Origin of the sequence: Priestia sp. FSL H7-0729, assembly GCF_038005685.1 — a bacterium.
Classification (GTDB): Bacteria; Bacillota; Bacilli; order Paenibacillales; family Paenibacillaceae; genus Paenibacillus.
The window spans coordinates 161,575-185,525 of record NZ_JBBOTQ010000001.1 but is presented as its reverse complement, the minus strand read 5'-3'; the positions used below and the strand labels follow the sequence as shown (position 1 = coordinate 185,525).

Annotated in this window: 19 protein-coding genes; 3 read left to right on the top strand and 16 right to left on the bottom strand. The window is 45.3% G+C overall.

Features of this window, described 5'->3' with window-relative positions:
- Nucleotides 1–26: 26 nt before the first annotated feature.
- Nucleotides 27–404: a LysM peptidoglycan-binding domain-containing protein gene (locus MHH93_RS00815; protein WP_500052188.1), complete on the bottom strand. Its 378-nt coding sequence runs from the start codon at nucleotides 402–404 to the stop codon at nucleotides 27–29.
- A 305-nt stretch (nucleotides 405–709) separates the two neighbouring features.
- Between MHH93_RS00815 and lexA the strand changes: the two genes are divergently transcribed.
- Nucleotides 710–1,336, top strand: a complete 627-nt coding sequence (lexA, locus tag MHH93_RS00810) for a transcriptional repressor LexA (protein ID WP_017688034.1) — start codon at nucleotides 710–712, stop codon at nucleotides 1,334–1,336.
- 103 nt (nucleotides 1,337–1,439) lie between these two features.
- On the opposite strand, the gene MHH93_RS00805 is transcribed toward lexA, so the two are convergent.
- Nucleotides 1,440–2,741 carry an aldehyde dehydrogenase gene (locus MHH93_RS00805; protein ID WP_500052186.1) on the bottom strand — a complete coding sequence of 434 codons (1,302 nt, stop codon included), beginning with the start codon at nucleotides 2,739–2,741 and terminating at the stop codon, nucleotides 1,440–1,442.
- A 534-nt stretch (nucleotides 2,742–3,275) separates the two neighbouring features.
- Between MHH93_RS00805 and MHH93_RS00800 the strand changes: the two genes are divergently transcribed.
- Together MHH93_RS00800 and MHH93_RS00795 are read left to right on the top strand one after the other, a co-directional pair.
- Complete coding sequence (locus tag MHH93_RS00800) at nucleotides 3,276–3,950, top strand: SOS response-associated peptidase (RefSeq protein ID WP_500052185.1); 675 nt, start codon at nucleotides 3,276–3,278, stop codon at nucleotides 3,948–3,950.
- Between the two features lie 146 nt (nucleotides 3,951–4,096).
- On the top strand, nucleotides 4,097–4,447 hold the full coding sequence (locus MHH93_RS00795; protein ID WP_500052184.1) for a hypothetical protein: 351 nt from the start codon (nucleotides 4,097–4,099) through the stop codon (nucleotides 4,445–4,447).
- A gap of 358 nt (nucleotides 4,448–4,805) precedes the next feature.
- On the opposite strand, the gene glnA is transcribed toward MHH93_RS00795, so the two are convergent.
- The 14 genes from glnA to MHH93_RS00725 all read right to left on the bottom strand — a co-directional run bounded on the left by glnA (nucleotide 4,806) and on the right by MHH93_RS00725 (nucleotide 23,898).
- Nucleotides 4,806–6,134 (bottom strand): type I glutamate--ammonia ligase, encoded by a 1,329-nt coding sequence (glnA, locus tag MHH93_RS00790; protein WP_500052183.1) that lies wholly within the window; start codon nucleotides 6,132–6,134, stop codon nucleotides 4,806–4,808.
- A 129-nt stretch (nucleotides 6,135–6,263) separates the two neighbouring features.
- On the bottom strand, nucleotides 6,264–6,677 hold the full coding sequence (locus MHH93_RS00785) for a MerR family transcriptional regulator (protein WP_056689944.1): 414 nt from the start codon (nucleotides 6,675–6,677) through the stop codon (nucleotides 6,264–6,266).
- 82 nt (nucleotides 6,678–6,759) lie between these two features.
- The gene (locus tag MHH93_RS00780) at nucleotides 6,760–8,013 is read right to left on the bottom strand and encodes a methionine gamma-lyase family protein (RefSeq protein WP_500052181.1); all 1,254 of its coding nucleotides are present in this window, start codon (nucleotides 8,011–8,013) and stop codon (nucleotides 6,760–6,762) included.
- 84 nt (nucleotides 8,014–8,097) lie between these two features.
- Nucleotides 8,098–9,384 (bottom strand): GTPase HflX, encoded by a 1,287-nt coding sequence (gene hflX, locus MHH93_RS00775; protein WP_500052180.1) that lies wholly within the window; start codon nucleotides 9,382–9,384, stop codon nucleotides 8,098–8,100.
- Between the two features lie 119 nt (nucleotides 9,385–9,503).
- On the bottom strand, nucleotides 9,504–10,475 hold the full coding sequence (locus MHH93_RS00770) for an AAA family ATPase (RefSeq protein ID WP_500052179.1): 972 nt from the start codon (nucleotides 10,473–10,475) through the stop codon (nucleotides 9,504–9,506).
- A 110-nt stretch (nucleotides 10,476–10,585) separates the two neighbouring features.
- Entirely contained in the window at nucleotides 10,586–11,149 is a 564-nt protein-coding gene (locus tag MHH93_RS00765) for a ribonuclease FAU-1 family protein (RefSeq protein ID WP_062835000.1), read from the bottom strand.
- A gap of 298 nt (nucleotides 11,150–11,447) precedes the next feature.
- Nucleotides 11,448–14,105: a transglycosylase domain-containing protein gene (locus MHH93_RS00760; protein WP_500052177.1), complete on the bottom strand. Its 2,658-nt coding sequence runs from the start codon at nucleotides 14,103–14,105 to the stop codon at nucleotides 11,448–11,450.
- A 169-nt stretch (nucleotides 14,106–14,274) separates the two neighbouring features.
- Nucleotides 14,275–14,517: an RNA chaperone Hfq gene (gene hfq, locus MHH93_RS00755; protein WP_017687918.1), complete on the bottom strand. Its 243-nt coding sequence runs from the start codon at nucleotides 14,515–14,517 to the stop codon at nucleotides 14,275–14,277.
- Between the two features lie 373 nt (nucleotides 14,518–14,890).
- Complete coding sequence (gene miaA, locus MHH93_RS00750; RefSeq protein WP_500052175.1) at nucleotides 14,891–15,847, bottom strand: tRNA (adenosine(37)-N6)-dimethylallyltransferase MiaA; 957 nt, start codon at nucleotides 15,845–15,847, stop codon at nucleotides 14,891–14,893.
- Complete coding sequence (locus tag MHH93_RS00745) at nucleotides 15,828–16,613, bottom strand: class I SAM-dependent methyltransferase (protein ID WP_500052174.1); 786 nt, start codon at nucleotides 16,611–16,613, stop codon at nucleotides 15,828–15,830. The genes miaA and MHH93_RS00745 overlap by 20 nt, the downstream gene beginning before the upstream one ends.
- Before the next feature lie 17 nt (nucleotides 16,614–16,630).
- Nucleotides 16,631–18,847, bottom strand: a complete 2,217-nt coding sequence (gene mutL, locus MHH93_RS00740) for a DNA mismatch repair endonuclease MutL (protein ID WP_500052172.1) — start codon at nucleotides 18,845–18,847, stop codon at nucleotides 16,631–16,633.
- A 21-nt stretch (nucleotides 18,848–18,868) separates the two neighbouring features.
- Nucleotides 18,869–21,679 (bottom strand): DNA mismatch repair protein MutS, encoded by a 2,811-nt coding sequence (gene mutS / locus MHH93_RS00735; protein ID WP_500052171.1) that lies wholly within the window; start codon nucleotides 21,677–21,679, stop codon nucleotides 18,869–18,871.
- A gap of 203 nt (nucleotides 21,680–21,882) precedes the next feature.
- A complete protein-coding gene (locus MHH93_RS00730; protein WP_500052169.1) occupies nucleotides 21,883–23,133 on the bottom strand; it encodes a putative amidoligase domain-containing protein in 1,251 nt (416 codons plus the stop codon).
- A gap of 204 nt (nucleotides 23,134–23,337) precedes the next feature.
- A complete protein-coding gene (locus MHH93_RS00725; protein ID WP_062835006.1) occupies nucleotides 23,338–23,898 on the bottom strand; it encodes an outer spore coat protein CotE in 561 nt (186 codons plus the stop codon).
- Between the last annotated feature and the right edge of the window lie 53 nt (nucleotides 23,899–23,951).

Here is a 23,951-nt window from a genome sequence, read left to right as displayed (position 1 = left end):
CGCGCTAAAGCATATGGATGTGCATTTTATTCTGTAAATTGCGGTAGAGCTAGTACTTGACCCACTTGAATGGAAGTCGTATGAAGTTGATTCACTTTCTTAATTGCTTCTATATAAATACGTGTATCCATATTCGTCGGTTTATGCTCCAAAGAAATACTCCATAACGTTTCCCCTTGTGAAACGGCGATCTTCCCTCCAGGCAGAACATCATTCTCATTGCCAGCAAATACAGTTAAAACAGTGCTGCATCCAATAAATATAATCAAAGAAGTAATGGCTACCTTTAACATCCACGTGGAAATCTTGAAACGCGCTAAAACCTTCTTGTAGTTCCCTATGTTAGACTTCACCAGTTCCGAATTCATCGGTTCATAAATGCTTTGATAAGTAGAATATCTCATTATATACCCGCCTCCAAACGTTTGTTCCTATCTGTTGAAATCAATATAACACGAACACTTGTTTTGTTCAATATATTTTTAGAACAATTGTTCGCTTTTTTTCGAAGGAAGCTTTAACATATTATGAAGTACTTTTGCAAAGCATTTGCTCATTTGCAGTATTATGCTCTGGATTTTGGACAGATTCTGTTCTAAAAGTTAAAAAACACTGATTTTATGCCATTTTATTTAGAACTTATGTTTGTACGAACGGAGGTTCTATGTTATAATTTTCCCAAACGTTACTAAAATGGGGTTGATACGGTATGTCGAAGATATCCAGCAGGCAGCAGGCAATTCTGGAATTTATACGAAATGAAGTCCGGTTGAAGGGGTATCCTCCTTCCGTACGGGAAATTGGTGAAGCTGTTGGACTGGCTTCCAGCTCAACAGTACATGGACATTTGGATCGTTTGGAGAAAAAAGGTTTGATCCGACGCGACCCTACCAAGCCAAGAGCCATTGAGCTTTTAAGCCAGGAAGAATCTGAGCATTCACATCAATTTGCTCACAGCGTTGCACGTATTCCTGTCGTTGGTAAGGTTACAGCCGGGGTTCCAATCACTGCAACCGAGAACATTGAAGACTACTTCCCTCTTCCTACACATTATGTAGGTGAACAGAAAGTGTTTATGCTTTCGGTAGTCGGAGATAGTATGGTGGAAGCAGGAATTGTTAACGGAGATTACGTTATTGTCCGTCAACAGCAAACTGCTGATAACGGTGATATCGTCGTTGCAATGACTGAAGACGATGAAGCTACAGTGAAAACGTTCTATAAAGAGAAAGATCATATTCGCCTTCAACCGGAGAATGCGACCTTCGAGCCTTTACGTTTGAAACACGTTAGTATTCTGGGTAAAGTCATTGGCCTTTTCCGTGATATTCATTAATAGTTAACATGAGTAACCAATCTAGACACATAGAAATACGAAAGAGGTTGTCCTGACGAACAGGACAACCTCTTTTTTCTTGTTTATATTTTTTTGCGGCTAATTATTCACTGCGTTTCAAAACACTTTTGTGGTGTGAGAACACATCAAAGCTCTGTTGTCCGTGATATGAGCCCATTCCACTCTCTCCTACACCACCAAACGGGAGATAATGCGATGTCATATGAGAAAGTGTGTCATTAATACATCCTCCACCGAAGGATACTTGATTCAGAACCTGATCCTGCAGTTGCTCATCCTGTGTGAAGAGATATAGGGCCAATGGTTTTGGCCGGCGAACAATCCCGTCCAGCATGGGATTCAGGTCACTGTACGTAAATACGGGAAGAATCGGACCGAAGATCTCTTCTTGCATGACAGGTGAATCCCAGTTCACATCTCCAAGTACAGTCGGCTCAATCAGCAGCTGCTCACGCACAGAACGTCCACCTAGCAGCGTTTTGCCATCTGTAAGAAATTTCGACAACCGATCAAAGTTACGCGCATTGACAATATGCGGGAAATCAGAATTTTGTACCACATCATCTCCAAATTTGTCTTTGATCTCTGCGCCAATTAGATCAATCAATTCATCATGAACTTGTTCATGCACAAGCAAGTAATCCGGAGCAACACATGTTTGCCCTGCGTTCAGGTACTTACCACGAACAATACGCTGAGCTACCAGCTTCAGATCTGCATCACTATGAACAATAGCAGGACTCTTACCACCTAATTCAAGAGTTACAGGAGTCAGGTGCTCCGCAGCTGCCTTCATCACAATGCGACCAACCCCTGTGCTGCCTGTGAAGAAAATATAATCAAACTTCTCTTTTAACAATGCTGTGCTGGCTTCAACTTCCCCTTCCATAACGGCGATATACTCATGAGGGAAGATCTCCTGAATCAGCTCATACGTCAGACGAGATACGGCTGGTGTTAATTCAGAAGGCTTGATAACTGCACAGTTACCGGCTGCAATTGCTCCAATCAGTGGACCAAACGCCAGTTGGAAAGGATAGTTCCAAGGTGCAATAATAAGAGCCACTCCGTACGGTTCAGGGTAAATGGTGCTCACCCCATCTGGCATAGCCGAATTGGTCGGGACTTGTTTTGGCGCAGCCCATTCCTGCAGATGTTCTAATGCAAAATCCAGTTCACCCAGAACAATGCGGATTTCGGAACCGTAAGCTTCCGCCTCGGATTTGTTCAGATCAGCACGAAGTGCATCTTGTATCCGTTGCTGATACTTCTCAATTCCTTTTCTAAGCTGTTGAAGCGCGTTAATTCGATACTCGATATTTTTGGTTTGTCCTGTATAAAAAAATGTACGTTGTTCTGTCACCATTTGTTTTGCCTGATCCATATTAACATCTCCAATTAATTATTTAAAATTAAATTGCTCAAAATTTAATTAAAGTATACCTCTTCTATATGAAACTTTCAACATACAATTGAAACATTGCTTTATATGTATCTGAACGAGGGTTGGAAATTTAAATGAGTGAAATTTAGAATTTGCCTCTATTACTTGGCTAATAAAATTTCTAAGGATGTAATTTAAAACTTTTGCTTCCGACAGGTTGATGAAATGTAGAAAGAATATATATTTCAATTCCGCTTTTTTAGGTTATTGGATAAATGATAATGATTTTGAGCTATAACAAGCATGATTTTATAAAATTCTTTAAATAGAAGGGTTTTGTTAGCACATATAAAAAGCTCCTCTTTTATTGATAAGAATAGGGTTTATGATTATCCAAATCTGCGATTGATACATTATGTGTTTTTGTAACTAAGGCATACAATAATATAACAAAAAAATTTGCTGCATATACCCGTGTTTGATCAATTTATTGTTTTTTTATATATTGTAAAGACAATACAGGAGGTGCTTTGTATGTGCGGAAGATTCACAATCACTGATCCTATAGAAGCGATAATGGACAGGTACTACGCTTCTATAGCTGATGGCTATGAGTATAAACCTAATTACAATGCAGCACCCATGCAGTTCATTCCAACCATAATCGGTAGTAAAGACGGTAATCGATTGGGTGCGCTCCGATGGGGACTCGTTCCTTCCTGGGCAAAGGATGATAAGATCGGGAACAAGATGATCAACGCCCGGGCCGAAACGCTGACAGAGAAGCCCGCCTTTAAACGTTTAGTTGAATCCAAACGCTGCATCGTACCATGTTCGGGATTTTTCGAGTGGCGTAAAGAAGGGACAGCCAAGACACCTATGCGAATTCTGATGAAGGACGACAGCATATTTTCATTGGCTGGTCTGTACGATACCTGGACAGATTCGGATGGAAACAAGCTGAGCACATGCACCATCATTACTACTGAACCAAATAGTCTCATGGAAGACATACACAACCGCATGCCGGTTATTCTGCACCCTGAGGATGAGGCGGAATGGCTTGGTAGAGTTAATGATGATGTCCAGTCATTGCTTGGGTTACTCAAGCAATTTGAAGCGTCTGCGATGCGAGCTTATGAGGTTCCGCAGGAAGTTGGCAATGTGCGGAACAATAACGAAGGATTGATAAAGAATCATCTAAATTAGTAATTGGGAATGGCTGGAGCGATGCTACAGGTGTCGCTCTTTTCAGTTCCGCTTTTGAAACATCTGGAAGGTTATACACTTATCTGATAGACTCAATTGAGTCAAATAGATTTTACAGAATTACATACATATTTTAGGGGGAGAAGATGGACAGTTTGAGTGATGTGTTTATGTCTGGGGTTGTTATTATATTGATTTTTATGATGTTTTATTTTGCTTTTATGTTTTTATATGCAATGGTAATTAACATCATAAATAAGATTAGACCACCTAGCAAATTAATGAGTTGTAAATCATGCGAGAGAGAGATTTCAAGAAATGCCTATGTATGTCCTTATTGTGGGCAACACTATGGAAGTTCTAGTGCTTTAGATTCTATCATTATTTGTTTATTCTGTGGAATCATTTGCTTATTAATTGCATTAGCAAGCTCAAACTTAATGCTTGAAGAATATGGTTATGATTTGTTGAGTGTCATAAAGAAACTATTTGATTGAATTATAAGAGCTCCTACTGAGCTCCTATTGTTGTACCCTAAAACTCAAGCGTATTACGAAAGTATCTCTTCCCCATGATCTTAATCATACTGAGCTATATTCTTCAACAAAGCCACAAATTCGTTCAAGAACAATCAGGTCAAGGAAGTATTCAGATCACATCAGATGTTATGCCCACATCTCAGGCAAGATCCAGAAAAGCAATATAGATAGATTTGAAAAATTCACTGAAGAAATTTTTGAATAAAAAAATATTTTGTGGGCATTTTGTGGGCACTTTGATTTTTCTTTAAATATATAGGTACTTGCCCACAAAAAGAAAAACCCCTCAGCGCTAGAGCGCCAAGGGATTGAGCTATTAGTACAAAGTAATATATTGATCGCGTTCCCATTGGTGGACTTGTGTACGGTACATATCCCACTCAATTTCTTTCAGCTCATAGAAGTGAGCCAAGGCGTGGTCGCCGAGAGCGTCACAAATGACTTCGCTGCGGATCAATTCATTCAATGCTTCTTTCAGGTCAGCTGGCAAGCTTGGAATGCCTTCTTCCACACGCTCTTCTTCTGACATGATGTAGATGTTACGGTCAATCGGAGCTGGTAAGGAAAGCTCACGTTTGATTCCGTCCAGACCTGCTTTCAACAAAACAGCCAAAGCCAAGTAAGGGTTAGCAGCCGGATCCGGGTTACGAACTTCAACGCGTGTGCTCAGACCACGGGAAGCTGGAATACGGATCATTGGGCTACGGTTACTAGCAGACCATGCTACGTAGCAAGGCGCTTCATAACCTGGTACAAGACGTTTGTATGAGTTTACAGTTGGGTTAGTGATTGCAGCAAACGCACGTGCGTGCTTCAGAGTTCCAGCCATGAAGTGACGTGCAGTTTTGCTCAGACCTAACTCGTCCGACTCGTCAACGAATGCGTTCTCATTGCCTTTGAACAAGGATTGGTTACAGTGCATACCGGATCCGTTCATACCAAACAGCGGTTTCGGCATGAATGTAGCATGTAAACCATGCTGACGTGCAATCGTTTTAACAACGAGTTTGAACGTTTGGATCTGGTCAGCTGCTTTCAGAGCATCAGCATATTTGAAGTCGATCTCATGCTGACCTGGAGCTACCTCATGGTGGGAAGCTTCGATCTCAAAGCCCATTTCTTCAAGAGTGATAACGATGTCACGACGACAGTTTTCACCAAGATCCGTAGGCGCAAGGTCGAAATAACCACCTTGGTCATTCAGTTCGGTAGTCGGGTTTCCTTTTTCGTCTGTTTTGAACAAGAAGAACTCGGGTTCAGGACCGACGTTGAAGGAAGTGAATCCCATATCTTGGGCTTCCTTCAGGTTTCGTTTCAATATGCCACGTGGATCTCCTGGGAACGGATTACCATCCGGAAGATATACGTCACAGATCAGGCGTGCAACACGGTTCTCTGCCACCCATGGGAAAATAAGCCAAGAATCTAGATCTGGATAGAGGTACATGTCGGACTCTTCAATACGTACATAACCTTCAATGGAAGATCCATCGAACATCATTTTGTTATCCAGAGCCTTAGTCAACTGGCTCACAGGAATCTCAACGTTTTTGATAGCTCCAAGCAAATCAGTAAATTGCAATCGAATGAATCGTACGTTTTCTTCTTTCGAGATGCGGAGAATGTCTTCTTTTGTATAGCTCACTATAACCTCTCCCTTTCTTATCTGCGTATTTGGCTTGCCTGTTATATTTGTACATTAGAAAGTTCCACGGGTCAAGGATTCTTACACCACAAGTGCATGATTTCCCCTCAATCGCCAAGTTATGCGAATTTACTTTTTGTTAAAGAATCGGGAAAGCTCTCCCTGAATGAGAGATACTTGTCCAGGTCTCTTACCTGATACAAGCTGTTGCTTCAGCAAGCGATGCAACTGCGTATCGGACAGCTCTCTGCGTTTAACTTCTGTATCTGGCGTGATAACTGTAGCTTCCTCGGATTCTTTCGAAACAGGATTCATCACTTGTTTGATGCCCGCGATGTTAACTCCTTTTTCAATCAAAGCCTTGATCTCTAGCAATCTCTCTACGTCATTAAAAGAGAATAACCGTTGATTACCTGACGTTCTCGCAGGAACGATCAAGCTGTGCTGCTCATAATAACGAATCTGACGTGCGGATAGATCCGTAAGTTTCATTACAATACCAATTGGGAATAAGGCCATATTTCTGCGAATTTCATCACCCATGTTTATCAACCTTCCAGTCATCTATTCTTCTCCCTATTGTACATTTAGTTATTAGTAAGTGTCAATGACGTGTTAGATAAACTCACAATAATTTACGATCTTTCATCGTCTGTAACGCCATTAAAACGCCATATTTGACATGAGAGTACGTTAATCCGCCTTGCATATACCCAATATACGGCTCCCGAATAGGCGCATCTGCTGATAATTCAAGACTTCCGCCCTGGATGAACGTACCTGCCGCCATAATGACAGGGTGCTCGTAACCAGGCATATCCCACGGTTCAGGAACCACATGACTATCCACGGCTGCTGCGCGCTGAATTCCTTGCACAAAGGCAATCAAATGCTCAGCCGAGCTGAACTGAACAGCCTGGATCAGATCAGTACGTGCTTCATTCCAAGCAGGTTTGGTTACAAATCCGAATTCTGCAAACATCGCAGCAGCAAATGTACTCCCTTTTATAGCTTGTCCTACAATTGTCGGTGCCATGTAAAGTCCTTGGTAGATGCCGCGTGTTGTTCCGAGCATTGCTCCAACCTCTCCCCCAATTCCCGGAGCGGTCAGACGATAAGCTGCCAGCTGTACGTACTGTTCCTTTCCACATATGTATCCACCGGTTTCCGCAATACCTCCACCAGGATTCTTGATCAGGGATCCGGCCATCAGATCAACTCCGACTTCTGTCGGTTCACGTTCCTCCGTGAATTCACCGTAACAATTATCTACAAATACGATGACGTCTTCTTTCAGCGCTTTAACACGCGTAACCATCTCAGCAATCTCAGCAATGCAGAAGGATGAGCGCCAGTCATAACCACGTGAACGTTGAATTCCAATGACTTTTGTTGCCGGTGTAATGTTATTCTCAACCGCTACCCAGTCCACTCCACCTTCAGCAGTTAAGGCCGTCTCACGGTAGCCTATGCCAAAATCACGTAGCGAACCTGTGCCATCACCGGGTTTGCCAATAACTTTATGCAATGTATCATAAGGCTTACCCGTGATGTACAATAATTCGTCACCTGGGCGCAACACGCCAAAGAGAGCTGTGCTAATCGTATGTGTACCTGAAGCAAAATGAGGACGTACTAATGCAGCTTCGGCACCGAATACATCAGCATATACTTCATCGAGCACTTCACGCCCACGATCGTTATACGCATAACCTGTTGAACCTGCAAAGTGAAAATCACTTACTTTTCGCTGTTGGAAAGCATTAATCACCTTCCATTGATTGTGATCTGTAATCCGATCTATCTGTCGAAGTTGTCCTTCAATCTGACGCTCCACTTGACGTTGAAGTTCAGATATTTCTGAATCAAAACTTACCATCTTACTTCATTCCCCTTCATAGCACGAATCTGACGTTGAATATCTATTATCGTGTCAACTTATCACATCAATATGTCATGAATATTACAATTCTATGAAATCTTCAAGCATATAACCAAATTTCTCATATTCACCTTTTTGCAATTCAACTTCATAAATGACATCATTTTCCTCAAAGCTGGTATCCACTACATCACCAATTTTGTAGAGTACCGACGTAAGGTCACCCCGTTCTGCCGGAATACGGAATCGTTTCGTGTCACCTGTCAGTTCCGTCTGAATCAATTCACGGATTTTAAGCAAATCCTCAGGGTCTAATGCGCTTACTTTGATGTGATCCTTATCCAATGGAAGCATCTCAAGTTGCTCTGGTGTGCACGCATCTTTTTTGTTATACAGGACTAACTGCGGCTTGTCCCCTGAACCGAGTTCTTGCAAAATCGTGTTAACCGTTCTCATCTGATCTTCACGCATAGCTGATGAGGCATCCACAACATGCAGGATGAGATCTGCTTCATTCACTTCTTCCAGTGTTGCACGGAATGCTGCAATCAGATCATGCGGGAGATTTTGGATAAATCCAACGGTGTCGGTAAGTACGATTTCTTTACCACTTGGAAGTTCCATCGTGCGTGATGTTGGATCCAGAGTAGCAAATAGCTGATCTTGAATATACACATCAGCAGCCGTCAACTGCTTGAGCAAGGTTGATTTGCCAGCATTGGTATAACCAACAAGGGCCACCTGAACAATACCTGTCTTTTTGCGGCGTTCACGATGCAACTTGCGATGACGAGTCAATTCTTCCAGATGACGTTTCAGATCATCGATGCGACCACGGATGTGACGACGGTCTGTCTCCAGCTTGCTTTCACCTGGACCTCTTGTTCCGATTCCGCCACCGAGTCTGGACAGGTTCTTGCCATGACCCGACAAACGTGGCAGCAAGTAACTATGTTGAGCCAGTTCCACTTGAATAATACCTTCTCTAGTGTTGGCACGTTGTGCAAAGATGTCCAAAATCAATTGGGTGCGGTCAATAATTTTGAGATCGAGGGTTTCTTCCAGATTCCGAACCTGTGCGCCTGACAATTCCTGATCAAAAATAGCTGTAGTTGCTTCGAGTTCCTCAGCAATTGCACGAAGCTCTTCCACCTTACCTTTACCAATGAACCATTTGGTATCCCGTTTTTCCCTGTTCTGAGAAAGCACACTTAGTACTTCTACTCCAGCTGTCTCCGCAAGTTTTACCAGCTCCTCTAAAGAGTACTCAGGATTGATACCTGTACGTTTTACATCATCCGTAACAAGACTCACCAAGACGGCGCGATCTTTTTTGACCATATCTGTATCATGCGTGCCATTTGTCATGTATATATTCACTCCCTCTAATTACTAATCCGTTGATAAACATTGTCACGAATATGCCATGGCATGCCTTAAGCCGAACCGGTTGGCCCGGCCGGCTGGTGTAAAAACTATATTATCGCTTACTTTCGCTCAAAGTTCAAATCCTCTGTACGGATTGTCATCAGCTCCAGTTTCCCTGGACTGCCCTCTGAATATTGTTCCAATAAACGAACCGCCTGATGCCTGATCGAACGCTCAATGGCATTACGAACATATCTGGCATTACTGAAGGCATGCAGCGAATCATTTTTTTCCTGAAGCAAATGCTGTTTTAGCTTGAGTATGGTCTGAGGCATTAGAATATAATCACGCTCTTTGGCCATAATCTCAGAGATTTGAATCAATTGATCAATGCTATAGTCTGGAAACTCCACTTGAATGGGAAAACGAGAAGGCAATCCGGGATTCGTCTGGAGGAAAAAATCAATTTCTTCCGAGTACCCGGCAAGAATCAGGATAAACTGATTTTTGTTATCTTCCATAGACTTAACAAGCGTATCAATCGCTTCCTTGCCAAAATCTTTCTCTCCCCCGCGGGCCAGACTGTAAGCTTCATCAATGAACAATATCCCACCGAGTGCCTTCTTGACCAAATCTCTTGTTTTCTGCGCCGTGTGACCGATATATTCTCCAACCAGATCCGCACGCTCTACTTCAATAAGATGACCTTTACTCAACACACCCATCTTCTGAAAGAGCTTGGCGACGATTCTTGCCACGGTTGTCTTACCGGTCCCCGGATTACCTTTGAAGATCATATGATACACGTGCGCACCACTAAGTAAACCTGCTTCAGTACGCATCTGAGCAATCTGTAGAAATGCATAGATCTCAAATACCAAGTCTTTGATATTTTCAAGTCCAACCAGTTGCTCCAATTCACCCTGTATCTCCTGGAAGTGCGCATGTTTGGTTAAACTCTTGGCTGCCTGTACTGCTGCCGCTTCATCTTTGACCAACATCTGAGGTTCCTGGTTACGCAATACAATATTAATTTGTCTGGATGGTCTGCCTCCTGGTTGCTCTCCTGCAGCCATGACCCGTCCGTTCATTCGCCATCACCTCTATTTTATCGGGCTGTACTCTCCTGATTATTAATGTATTCTATCAGGTGCTCCAATATTAGAAGGATCATGAAGAATTCTACGGTTAGGTACATGTCTTAGATCTGAATGTTTTTTCGAAACTCTCCATTCTCAAACAAACTTTGCCTGTGCTTCAGCGATAACTGAAAGTATGGGAATACATGTGCATCAATGGCATGCAGCAGTTCCTTTGCCGTCTTGTTCGCCAAGTCATAATCACCTGTCGTAATATGCTTCCGTGACAAGGCATCTTCAAGCTCATCTTCATCTAGCAAAAATACTTCCCCATCTTTCAGCACAACGACATCCAGATACAGGTCATCAAACCAAGGAACACCCTGATCCGTTATCCCCTGACTACGGCATGTATCAATATACCATTCCACAATCCGTTCCTGATCATCAAACATCGCTGTAACTACAAAGTGCTCTCCCTTCGGGTAATATTGCAGCCAGGAATAGCCTTTATCTGCGATACAGAAGGTACTGCCTCCATAGGTTTTCCACAAAGGTTCTTTCAAATCCTGTATGGTGTACAACGTAATATAACCTGTGAAAATTTTGGATTGAACGAACCGGCATGTGAATTGTCGGTTCGTAATCCGGCGCCAGTTCGCGCGGTCCCCGAATTTCCGTTTCATACGAACCCCTCTTTGCCGACTACAGGTCCGTGACCTGCTCTGATGTTATTGGTGAACAATGTAATAACGTCCGCATGATGGATTCCAGCGCTCTGGACCCGTCCTTGCACAACGTATTACGAATAGTTACAGCTTACCATATTTAAGGTATACACTCAAAATCAAGCTTTGTCCCACTTTTTCTTTTAATGATCTTCAATTAAAGAAGATCCGTATAACAGAAAAAACTGCTTCACCGGTTTCCCGGGAAGCAGTTTTTTCAATTTGGCTATGATGTAGCTATTTAGTCATTCATCGGCTATCCGCCGGTTCCGGCTTGAGAATCTGCAGGTGTGTCTGTTCCTCCAGTATCCCCACTCGTTCCATTGTCCGGAGTCACAACCTCGCCCGGTGTTGTTACAGCCCCATCATCGGAGCCTTCACCTGTACCGCCTGGATCTGTAGTCCCCTGACCAGGTGGGGTCGTGTTTCCTCCCCCAGGTTGACCGTTTCCTTGGCCGGCTCCACCGTTATTACCGTTATTACCATTGTTGCCATTTCCGTTGTTGCCATTTTCATTCCCGTTACCATTATTACCGTTCGAGTTGCCATTATCCGGTGAACCATTGTCCGGATTCTCCGTACCCGGCTGCTCAGGATCTATCTCTGTTCCAGGGTCTATACCAGGATCAGGTTCCTCCGGCGGCATTTCCTGCGCTTCAATCATCAGGGAGATGGTGTTCGAAGGATCCGTCTCCTGTCCTGATGCCAAGTCGTAGGCTGTTACATAGTACTCATAGGTAAGGCCAGGCAATGCACTTAAATCTTGTGCACTGGTCGATCCAACAGAATCAATGAGATGCGTAAACTGGCCTTCGGAGGTTTCTTTACGATACACCCGATATTGCGTGCTCGCGTCACCCGTTCCAGTCCAACTCAGTGAGACGGTTTGAGCATTTGGATCGTATGATCCACTCAAACCACTAACGGACAGAGCTGGCTGTTCTGGTTCTTCTACTGGCGGAGGTGCCTGCCCTCCAGCCGGTGCTTTGAATTGCTTCACGGGAACGCCTTTCAAAGCATCTCCCATGACTTTGGCAAAGAAAGCTGCGGACAGCTTACTGCTGTTCTTAAGCATATGATTGGCATCCGGATTGTCATAGCCCATCCAGACAGCGGCAGTCCATTCCGGTGTGTATCCAACGAACCATACATCACGGTTGGCACTGTTGCCAGAGATACCACTTTGAACCGTCCCTGTTTTACCCGCTACGGGACGATCCAGACGCGCTGAACGTCCTGTACCGTCATTAACAACATTCTGCAGCATCTGTGTAAGCTGATACGCATTTTGCTCGCTCATGACACGCGTTGTGTCCGAGTTATCGTGTTTATACGTGGTTTTGCCTGCGCTATCCTTTATTTCCTTAATTGAATAGGCTTGTCGGTACTCTCCGAGGTTGGCAAATGCACTATAGGCTTGCGCCATCTCCAGTGTATTTGTACCTTTACTCAGACCACCGAGGGCAATCGCCAAGTTTTTGTCTTCATCTGTCAACTGTATACCTACACTCTTGGCAAAATTAATACCTGTGTTAACGCCTATTTTATCAAGCAACCAAACCGCAGGAATATTTTCCGATTTTGTAATGGCATCTGTCATACTGATCGTCGAAGAATATCCATGCAAGTTACCCGGACAGTAGTTACCAAAACATTGCTTCGCATTGCTTAGCGAGGAGTTGGCACTGTAATTTCCTGATTCAAGAGCCGGTGCATAGGACACAATCGGTTTAAAAGCTGAACCCGGTTGTCTTCGACTCTGCGTTACACGGCTATAACCCTTGGTCTGATAATCCCGTCCACCCAGAAGGGCAACGAGACTGCCATTCTCATGGTTCATGATCACCATGGAGCCTTGAACCTGTTGATCATCTTTACTTGCCTCGAACAGACTATCATCTGTAAAAGCAGTTTCCATGGCTGTTTGAGCCTGAGCATCCATGGTTGTATAGATTTTGTATCCGCCGATATTCAGATCATCTTCCGTTTTACCTGTTACGCGTTCAGCTTCACGGAGCACATAATCAATAAAGGCTTGATATTTCATGTCTTTCTCTGGTCGCTTGTAGTTATAGTTAACCTCTTTTGCTTCATCCATCTCCGCCTTGGTAATGTAGCCTTGTTCGTACATCAGCTGCAATACCACACCACGGCGTGCTTTGGAGTCGTTTGGATTGCTTACCGGGTTATAGGCAGAAGGCCCTTTCGGCATAGCTGCCAATGTAGCAATTTGCCATAACTTCAACCTTTTGAGATCGGTAACTCCAAAATAAAATTCAGATGCCGCTTTAATCCCGTAACGCTGATGACCGAAGAAAATCCGGTTCAGATACATCGTCAGAATCTCGTCTTTTGTGTACTTGCGTTCTAATGCCATAGCAATCGATACTTCCGTTGCTTTACGGAAGAACGTCTTGTCACGGGACAAGAACATGTTCTTGGCAAGCTGCTGGGTAAGTGTACTACCACCTTCCACCATGGAACGAGCCATGACGTCCTTAACTGCCGCACGCCCAATGGACCAGATATCCACACCTTGGTGATCGTAGAAACGTTTATCCTCGGTCGCAACAAAGGCTTGCTTCACCAGTTCAGGAATATCGTCTTCTTTGACGGGTTCCAGCTTCTGAATGGACAGCTCCCCCATTAATTGACCATTGCGATCATATACTTTTGAAGTTTCATTAATTGTGGTTTTGTCCTTGTTGGCTTTGAGCAGATTTTCACCGCTCACCATAATAAATAAGTATCCGCCTAGTGCACAGAATATGGCGATCGCCATTGTGAAAAACAGTGTCCATCCAACGCGTTTACCCGTAATTTTTTTCTTTTTAGAGGTCTTTGGTTTCGCTTTTTTGGATGACTTGTTATTGTTGTTGCGATTGTTAGACCTCGACAACGGATCGTTTGGCATGTTACCTCCTGACTCCCTTTCAGTTGCATAAATTCTATTCGTCTGTTGGCTCAAGCATATATTAAACATATTTTGCCCGGAATGAAAAGAACAACCCTTTATTCAGGTTGCTCTGTTTCAATACCTATACTTGTAGACGAAATGGTTGGTGAAAAGGTTTCGTAATTTTTTAAGCTTCGCCGCTGTTATCTTGCTGCATCAGCGATACGCTGCGTTGCGGCGTGAACGTGGAGATGGCATGCTTGTAGACCATTTGCTGGCGTCCGTCGCTGTCAATGACGATCGTAAAATTGTCAAATGCCTTGATCGTCCCGCGGATTTGGAAGCCGTTGGTCAGATAGACCGTAGCAGGAATATTTTCTTTCCGCAGTTGGTTCAAGAACGTATCTTGGATGTTGATGGACTTGTTCATTAGCCGTACCCCCATTGGTTCATTTGAATTCGTGTTCAAGTAATATTCAATATCGCTGAGTAGCTTTCGTGCTATTATATCATGAACAGTTTCATATAATCCACAAAAACCCCTTGTCTGCTATTTTATACCCAATCTTTGCGAGATGAATAAATAGTAGACTTATCCATTATACACCGCTTGTCAGTTTTGCAAAAGAGGGACAAAATCTTCATTTTTAATCACTTTTATTCGTTGTTTGGAGAATAATTTATCTCTTTCATCTGTTGATGTGATAAGTAAAAACCTCTAGCCTTTTAATAACTAAAAGGTAGAGGTTTACATATCTTGATCTAAACCGTATCACTCAGATGAATACTAGTCATCGCTTAATTCAATCAAATTTCCGTGTAATCAATTCACTTATCTGCTTGTATTTCCCTTCAAAATCCTCGGTATCTGTCATGTCCACCCATTCAATATCCTTCATATGGCGGAACCAGGACAGCTGTCTTTTGGCAAACCGGCGCGTATCCCTCTTCAGCCACTCAACCGCAGCTTCCCAACTCACTTCCCCTTGCAAGAATGCTGCAATTTCCTTATATCCAAGACCTTGCATGGAAATATGACCTCTAGCCACTCCGCGTTCCAACAGGGACTTCACTTCATCTACCAGACCTTGTTCGATCATGAGATCAATCCGCTCTTCTACCCGGGTATATAACTTCTGCCGATCCATGGTCAAACCAACAATAAGAAGGTCATAAGGCGACTCTTTCTTCTGTACTGCCAACTGATCAGACCACTTCTCGCCTGTGAGGTGATGGATCTCAAGCGCACGCACAATTCGCCTTAGGTCATTCGGATGCAGACGATCCGCACTAACCGGATCCACTTCCCTCAATCGATCATGAAGGGCCTGTGCTCCGTGTTCTTCCGCATAGCTGAATTGTTCCTCTCTGAACGCTTCATCTGAACCACTATCGGAAAATTGGAAGCCGTAACATACGGATTCCACATACAGACCGGTGCCACCTACAATAAAAGGCATTTTACCACGTTCATGAATTTCACTAATCAATCGGGTACAGCTTTCCTGAAACTCGGCCACAGAATACGGGTACTCCGGTTCATGAATATCAATGAGATGATGAGGTACTCCCTTCATTTCTTCAGAGGTAATCTTGGCTGTTCCGATATCCATTTCACGATATACCTGCATCGAATCCCCCGAGATAATCTCACAATTGAAAGCTTGGGCAAGCTCGATGCTCATTCTTGTTTTGCCTACTGCTGTTGGTCCAACCAGCACAAGCAGTTTGGGTTTTCGTTTAGCTTCCACGTTCAACATTAATCACTCCGTACAGGGTTTTTGCATTCGCTCGATCAAGTATTTCGAATCCGAGCCTGTCAAACTCCGCGCTGCCGCGCTTTTCTTTCATAACGACACGTTTACGGGCAACCCGTCTCGCTTCCATAATGCTCTGTTCGTGCAACGCATGAGCGTTCGCATAATCTCGCAAGGGCTGTATAGCACTCGAATCCATCATCGGCTCACGGAACATGGGGTCAAAATATACAGTATCACAGCTCCGATCCGGCATGGAACGCAGCAACTCAAGATGATCCACATGCCGCAGATCTATGCGCCGAAAAGCCTCATCCACCAAGGGTTGATTGCTCTTATAATGGGACATGCCCTCCAGAAGCAGGGTATAGAGTGGTTGAGAACTTTCGCAGGCGATGACCCGTCCACGCTTACCTGCCGCAACCGAAAACACCAGCGCATCAGAACCGAGTCCAGCCGTACAATCAACAATGGTGTCCCCTTCAAGTACCGAACCAGCTTCCAGCATGGGATCGGCTTCCCCTCTTAAAACACGTTTAGCGCGAACAAATCCCATACTGGGGTGAAACTCAAGCTCCGTCCCATCTTTGCGAAACAAGCGGGCTCTGCCATTGAGTACCACTATTATTTCATTGATACCATAATGTTCAATCAATTTGGGTAAAGACGTTCTATTGCGCGGTACGTAGATACCTCCTGTCGTTTCGGCGAGCTTGCGTGCACGCTCCACCTGAGAGGCAATCTCCTTGTCACCGGTTGTAATGTACATAATGTCCCCCTAAATAGCTACATCACTCGTTTAAATAATTTTTCCAGATCATACGTTGAAAACGAAACCACAATTGGGCGCCCATGTGGACAAGTGTAGGGCTGACGACATGAACCCAGACGCTGAATCAGCACTTCTGCTTCCTGATCCGTCAGCTTCTGATTGGCTTTGATGGACGCCTTGCAGGAGCACATAATGGATGCAGCTTCTCGCATCTTGGCTACATCTATACTGCGTTCGCTTAGAACCCATTCGGACATCTCTTCGATAATGTCTTTCTCGTCTCCTTTGGGGAACCAGAACGGATGGGAACGCACACGGAACGTCTGTCCACCAAAATGCTCCAAATATACACCGGCCTGCTCGAACCAGGCCAGTCTTGTTTTCAGTTTTTCAGTCTCTGAAGGTGTAAACTCCAGCGTAATCGGCAGCAACAACTCTTGTGAGGCTTGAGCAGGATTGCCAAATTTCTCGTAATAGTACTCATAATTCACACGTTCATGAGCCGCATGCTGATCAATCAAGTATAAACCTTGGTCATTTTGTGCGATCAGATACGTACCATGATGCTGTCCAATCAGGCTCAGCTCCGGAAATGCAGGCATGGTTGCATCCGATTGAATGGCAGTAGCAAGCTTAGTGGCATCAGGCAAACCTGAAGTTTTCCACGTCCGTTCATTTCTCGCATTCGAAGACGGATTGTAGGGTGATCGTGCTTCCCTAACCGATGAAGTTACGGAATCGGACCGGTAGGTAGTCGATTGGCCTTCAGCCAACGGTTTCTCTGTTGCTACACGACCTCCATTATCTTGTGAAGAAAGGTCAGGCTTTGGAGAAGCTACGGAAGAACTTGTACTTACATCTTTAGTACCTTCCTGCACTGTAGTGATGGTCTGCCCCCCATCATGACTTGCCCCCTTCTGCAAAATATCCTCGCTCCAACTTTCTAACTGCTGAGGAGGATGTGTAACCTCAGGTGGAGCTTCGGGCAAAGGCACGGTATGTCCCTGTTCAGATACCTGCTGTGCTGGAGACACATCCGCCGGAGCATCCAAATCCAGATCATCATCTTCCGCAGTCAACTTCAGTGGTGCAACAGTAGGTTTCCCGAGTGGTCCTTGTTGTCCATACCCTTCTGCTTCAGGCTGGTCTTTCAACGGACCACGTGGAAAGAGAAATTGTTCCTGAATAAAGGAACTATCATCTCCGCGTCGGATCTGCTGCTTTTTGACCTGTGGAATCAATACCTCCTGCCGAAGTATCCCTCTCAAAGTTGTCTCCACGAATTCATACAGTTCCGGTTCCTTGCTGAATCGAACCTCCAGTTTGGCCGGATGCACGTTCACATCCACAAGGGATGGATGCATCTCCAATTGCACCACGACAAGCGGGAAACGATTAATGGGCAGCAAGGTATGGTAAGCTTTGAGAATCGCCTGATTAAGACCGTAATTGCGAACAAATCGCCCATTAACAATTGTCGACATACCACCACGATTCGCTCGTGTCCATTCTGGCAGGCTGATCAGCCCACTCACCCGGTAGTCCAGACTTTCTCCCTGAATGGGAAGCATCGCTTTGGCAGCACTTGTTCCATAGATCGCAGCAACCACTTGCAGCAGATCGCCGTTACCCAACGTCTGAAGCAACACATTCTCATTATGGCGCAATCTGAACGAAATGTTTGGATGAGACATCGCCATCCGGTAAAGAACATCAGATATATGTCCCAGCTCCGTCTGGATCGTTTTCATATATTTCAGTCGGGCTGGTGTATTGTAAAATAGTTCTTTCACTGCAAAATCTGTACCTTGGGGTGAGGTTGCATCTTCATGAGAGACTAAGTTCCCGCCTTCTATTACAATGCGGCGTCCTCGCCCGTCATTATTACTTGCCGATAATACTTCTACCTTGGACACTGCGGCAATACTTGCCAGGGCTTCCCCGCGGAAACCAAGACTTGTGATCTGGAACAGATCTCGTCCATGGGCTATTTTGCTAGTCGCATGACGATAAAAGGCGGTTTCCATATCCTCTGGCTCGATACCCGAACCATTGTCTTTGACACGAATACTGAGGAGTCCGCCCTCTTCCACCGTGACTTCAATCTTGGTGGCGCCTGCATCCACCGAGTTTTCCAGCAACTCTTTGACAACGGACGCAGGCCGTTCGACCACTTCACCCGCCGCAATCTGGTTGGCAATATGTTCATCTAGCACATGTATTTTCGCCACAGGTTTTCCCCTCCCTTATATTCAGGATAATTGCTGTGCCTTCAATTTGAGATCATTTAATATCTGCATCGCCTGAAGTGGCGTCATATTCATGACATCGATATCTTTCATTGTACGGATGAATTCGCGTGCTGGCTTATCTTCCACCACAACTACATCCGTTTTCGTTGCCACGTTCGGCTCATCATCCCCAAAGATGGACAGTTGAACCACATCCGAATGGCTTGCGCTGGACTGTCCTTTGCTATTTGATTTCTTGGCATGGGACTTTCCAGCCCCGGCTGAATCTTCTGTAGAAGGTGTGTAATCTGCACTTTCCGCAGTATCATGCTCCCTAAGCATAGAAGCCGAATCCGTGTGCTGGAATTCTACACCTTTTGCATGCAGGCCAGCTTCCTGCTTCTCATTCCCAATATATTCACTTCCCACAGCTACTTGGGCAGCCGCATGTTCGAATCCATGTAACAGTCCATTCGCCCGCTCAATAATGCTATCAGGCAGACCTGCTAGGCGTGCACAATAGATACCATAACTGCTGCTGGCTGCTCCGGCAATCAATTTGCGCAGGAAATTAACCTTGTCACCGCTCTCCTGTACCGCCATCGAGTAGTTGGCCAGCTTGTCCAGACTCTCCTCCAGGTGAGCAAGTTCATGGAAATGTGTGGATACAAGGGCTTTACAACCGATAATATCATGTACATATTCAATGACAGATTGAGCAATCGCCATACCTTCGCTGGTTGATGTTCCCCGCCCCAATTCATCGATTATAATCAGACTGCGCGGTGTCGCTTTGTCCGTCATGACCTGAATGTCAGCCATCTCCACCATGAATGTGCTTTGTCCACCAATGAGATCATCCGCGGCACCAATCCGTGTGAAAATGCGATCCATGATCGGCACCTCGGCTTGACCCGCAGGCACAAAACAACCCACTTGCGCCAAAATGGAGATTAAAGCAACCTGTCGCATATACGTACTCTTACCAGCCATATTTGGCCCAGTAATCAGCAGAATACGTGCCTCTTCCTTGGTCATTGCCGTGTGATTGGCAATAAATGCCCCATCTCGCATGACCGCCTCGACCACTGGATGACGTCCTTCTTCCACAACCAGGTCATAACCGTCGGTCAGCGTAGGCCGCACAAAGTTACGCTCAGCACTAATCACCGCAAATGATTGATACACATCAATCTCGGCTACCAGTTCGGCAAGCTTCTGCAATCTTGCAATCTCTTTGTTCAGCCGCTCGCGCAGTTCCGCAAACAATCCATACTCAATATCAACCATTTTGTCCTGAGCTTCGAGAATCAGTGTCTCTTTTTCTTTCAACTCCGGCGTAATGTAACGTTCTGCATTGGCTAAAGTCTGTTTACGTTCATAACGTCCCTCTGGCAGCGCGGACAGATTGGACTTGGTGATCTCAATATAATAACCAAACACTTTGTTATAGCCGATCTTTAGCGATCGAATGCCTGTCGCCTCACGTTCTCGCGCTTCCAGCTCCGCAATCCATTGTTTCCCGTTAACCGAAGCCTCACGCAATTCATCCAGACGTTCATGGTACCCTTCACGAATCAGACCTCCATCCCTTACGGATACAGGCGGCTCGTCTACAATGGCTTGCCCGATTGCTTCACGCAGATCATTGCAATCATCCATCGTTTCGGCAATATGTTGCAGTGTTGCGGAAGACGACCCCGCGCAAAGCTGACGAAGTCCTGGAATTTTCTCCAACGATGATTTGAGCGCATTCAGGTCACGACCATTGGCATTACCAAACGCAATCCGGCCAACCAAGCGCTCCAGATCATAGATATCTTTGAGTTCTGCCCGCAGGTCCTCACGTAATATAAACTGGTTGTACAACGTATCCACTGCTTCAAGACGCTCATTAATCTTCCCTTTTTGCAATAATGGCTTATCGACCCAGCGACGCAGCATTCTTGCACCCATGGACGTCTCGGTCCGATCAAGCAACCAGAGTAATGAACCTTTTTTGGAGCGTTCACGCACGGTTTCAACCAATTCCAGGTTCCGGCGGGTAAACGGGTCCAAGATCATATAATGATCCGGCTCATACGTTGAGATTTGGGTTAATTGTCCCAAAGAGCGTTTCTGTGTCTCACTCAGATAGGAGAAAAGACGAGCAATGCACGCTTGACGTTCAGGTTCCAATCTTGCCCATACAGCCTCGCCAAACTGCTGCCGGACCAAATCTTCCTTATTTTTTGTCCATGACGTATAGACCACAGGGCGACCGATTGGTGACGCCTCGGCTTCGACTGTTTCAAGCAGCGCAGCATCCCCTACCAGCTCCGACGGTTCGTAGATGCCGATCTCATCCTTCAGCCATTCCTTAGAGTAGGGCACGGATGTCACGTACAACTCACCCGTTGACAGATCACAGGCTGCGAGCGCGAGCGTATTTTGATTACCTGTAAGACACACCATGTAGTTGTTGGACTTGTCCCCCAGTGTTTTGCCTTCCATTACCGTTCCGGGTGTAACCACACGAACAATTTCACGTCGTACCATGCCTTTCGTTATACTTGCATCTTCCATCTGTTCACATATCGCAACTTTATATCCTTTTTCAATCAGACGCTGTATGTAATTGTCAGCCGAATGATAAGGTACACCGCACATCGGAATTTTGTCATCCGCGCCCCCGTTGCGTGCAGTCAGAGTGATCTCAAGTTCACGAGCAGCATTAATCGCATCCTCGAAGAACATTTCATAGAAGTCACCCAGTCTAAAAAATAAAAAAGCATCTTGTGCTTCGGCCTTCACTTGCAAATATTGTTGAATCATTGGCGTATACTGAGCCATGATGAATATCCTCCATCCCGTTCCTATAATGTCAGGAAGAAACGCGTCCTGGAAGGACAATAAGACGGTCAGGCACCGTGTTTGCGCCTCCGCCTTATGTGTTGGCTATTCGCCAGTTCCTTCAAGTGTTGCTCCTCCATATCTCCCGTAACTACTACTTATAAAAGACTTGTTTCTCATTATATCAAAAAAACGTCCATTCTTCATGAACCTGCCCGAATATTCCAGAGTTTGCGAATATCGCGGCTCTCATCCCAAGTTCTTCCCAGTTTTAATTGAAGGAGTAACGGAGACGCATATCGTTCATAACGTGCATATCCATCCAACCTCTTCAGATCATCTACCAGAGTTGGAATGTGTTCCTTAAACACTTCGCGCTTTCCTTCATAAAAAGCGGTATGAACCTCAGCCTTTGCCAACGGACGCTGCCGTAATTGAGTATACCCGCTCGCAATTAGACCCGCCAAGGCCACAACACCTTTTGCAACAAGGGGCGACACAAGAAAGCTGGGTAACGTACGATACTCAAATCCACCGTAGGATTTCAGGCGAAAATCACCAAGTGCTCCATAACGTGGCCGTCTTCCCGATCCACGCGGGTCTTGAAGGAATGCCAGCGGCAATGCCAGATAATTGTCCAGTGCGCGGAGGAGTTCTCCGGTAAGATTCACACCGCTAAAATGAATATGACCGCCCAGAGGTAACCCCCGCTGCGGCATCCCTCCTGCCTGCCAGATCAGCGAGTGGTCACTGATGCTGCGGGAAGCGGCTGCGAATGCCCTCATCAGATGAGCCAATAGCTCTCGTGGTTCAGAGCTGGGAGTGGGTCTCAACTCGGCAACCGGATATATGCGCCGGCCACCAATCGTCACGGAATCACAGCCCGCCATTCCTGTGCGTTCAAGAAATTTGGAGGCGGGTACGATTTTGGATTCCGGCATCTGCACCAGAAGAAACTCGGGGTCCATGCCGAGGATGGGCACGGTTCTGTGACTACGCTCCTCGTCCAGCAGTTCCTGATGATGCCTCCAGCTTTCCCTGTAGGTAGTCGCAAGGTTGGTTACCCCTTTCCAAGGACTCGGATCGATCGAAATAACTGCGCAACCCCCGTTCCCTGAGGATTCCATTCGAACTGCTCCATGATCCATCCCCAGCGTGTACAGCGTTTTGATCGCAAGTCGTTCTATACGCTTAAACAAGGTTGAACTTGCTTCACGCTCCAACAGAGTTTCCTGTGCCCCTCCCATGCCACTGGTATCCTTGCGCTTGATCCGGATCGCTTGCAGACAGCTAATCTCCACGTCATAGCGTACACGCAAGCCTGGTTCGCGTTTACGCCGATCCTGCAGTGACAACACTTCAATGCCTGCCTGTTTCAAGCGTTCTGTACGTTCTCCAGAAGTCATCCTTTCATATCGGAGTAATGCCTCCTCCGCTTGTTCTAACACATTCATGACGTCCCCCCTCCCGGATCATGCAACTAAAATAAAAATAACCCCGCAATGCGGAGCCTTCCCGTGAAAGGTATTCCAGGCATATTGCGAGGCTCGTTAACACCCATTTTTCAATATTTAAGAAGAAAGAGGGCTTACGCCCTCTTCACCGCGCCTTCAGGCGCATATGATACCTTAGGTTATCAAACACATGATGAATCAAACTCACAGCTCATCGTCGAGCAGATCGGGATCGAGATCGTCATAATCTCCATCGCCACTGCCAAAGTCATAATCCTTGTCTTCGTAATCACCGCAACCATCTGTGCAGACCTTCACACAAACTTTGGTTTCGGCAACGAGTTCTACAGCGAATTCCCGTTCTACACGGATAATTACACTGCTTCCACCCGCCGATACTGTGGCTTCCACACAGCTAGGTTCCTGCGTTGCATCCGCAGATACCTCCACTGTGGAAGTCCGGTGTTTCGGGTCCAGATAGGACAAAGGTACATGTTCTACATACGACACCGTTTCTTTGGCTACATCCGTCTGCGAATTCTTGTCATAGGAATACCAAATGTTGATATCGTAAGTACCAATAACTTCAATTCCGTCACCCGCTGATACGGCTTCATATTGGTGGTTGATAATCCAAGCCCCCAAAATACTTGTCGGCCCATTTGGCGGAGTCACGGTATGTGTTACGGTAGAGAACTTACGACCTTTGCCGCAGATCGCCTTCGTGATAATCTCTCTACATTGATGTTTATGACTCAATGACATCTTTAAACCTCCTCCATACAATCATTCACTACAAGTGTATGCAGGGCATTCGT

Excerpts from the sequence above, each read along its gene's own strand:
- MHH93_RS00805 (WP_500052186.1), bottom strand. The coding sequence starts at position 2,741 with ATGGATCAGGCAAAACAAATGGTGACAGAACAACGTACATTTTTTTAT.
- mutS (WP_500052171.1), bottom strand. The coding sequence starts at position 21,679 with ATGGCTCAGTATACGCCAATGATTCAACAATATTTGCAAGTGAAGGCC.
- MHH93_RS00745 (WP_500052174.1), bottom strand. The coding sequence starts at position 16,613 with ATGTACATTACAACCGGTGACAAGGAGATTGCCTCTCAGGTGGAGCGT.
- hflX (WP_500052180.1), bottom strand. The coding sequence starts at position 9,384 with ATGACAAATGGCACGCATGATACAGATATGGTCAAAAAAGATCGCGCC.
- miaA (WP_500052175.1), bottom strand. The coding sequence starts at position 15,847 with ATGTTGAACGTGGAAGCTAAACGAAAACCCAAACTGCTTGTGCTGGTT.
- hfq (WP_017687918.1), bottom strand. The coding sequence starts at position 14,517 with ATGAACAAGTCCATCAACATCCAAGATACGTTCTTGAACCAACTGCGG.
- MHH93_RS00765 (WP_062835000.1), bottom strand. The coding sequence starts at position 11,149 with ATGAAACGGAAATTCGGGGACCGCGCGAACTGGCGCCGGATTACGAAC.
- lexA (WP_017688034.1), top strand. The coding sequence starts at position 710 with ATGTCGAAGATATCCAGCAGGCAGCAGGCAATTCTGGAATTTATACGA.
- MHH93_RS00785 (WP_056689944.1), bottom strand. The coding sequence starts at position 6,677 with ATGGGTGATGAAATTCGCAGAAATATGGCCTTATTCCCAATTGGTATT.
- MHH93_RS00795 (WP_500052184.1), top strand. The coding sequence starts at position 4,097 with ATGGACAGTTTGAGTGATGTGTTTATGTCTGGGGTTGTTATTATATTG.
- MHH93_RS00730 (WP_500052169.1), bottom strand. The coding sequence starts at position 23,133 with ATGAATGTGTTAGAACAAGCGGAGGAGGCATTACTCCGATATGAAAGG.
- MHH93_RS00770 (WP_500052179.1), bottom strand. The coding sequence starts at position 10,475 with ATGAACGGACGGGTCATGGCTGCAGGAGAGCAACCAGGAGGCAGACCA.
- MHH93_RS00800 (WP_500052185.1), top strand. The coding sequence starts at position 3,276 with ATGTGCGGAAGATTCACAATCACTGATCCTATAGAAGCGATAATGGAC.
- MHH93_RS00760 (WP_500052177.1), bottom strand. The coding sequence starts at position 14,105 with ATGCCAAACGATCCGTTGTCGAGGTCTAACAATCGCAACAACAATAAC.
- MHH93_RS00780 (WP_500052181.1), bottom strand. The coding sequence starts at position 8,013 with ATGGTAAGTTTTGATTCAGAAATATCTGAACTTCAACGTCAAGTGGAG.
- MHH93_RS00725 (WP_062835006.1), bottom strand. The coding sequence starts at position 23,898 with ATGTCATTGAGTCATAAACATCAATGTAGAGAGATTATCACGAAGGCG.
- MHH93_RS00815 (WP_500052188.1), bottom strand. The coding sequence starts at position 404 with ATGAGATATTCTACTTATCAAAGCATTTATGAACCGATGAATTCGGAA.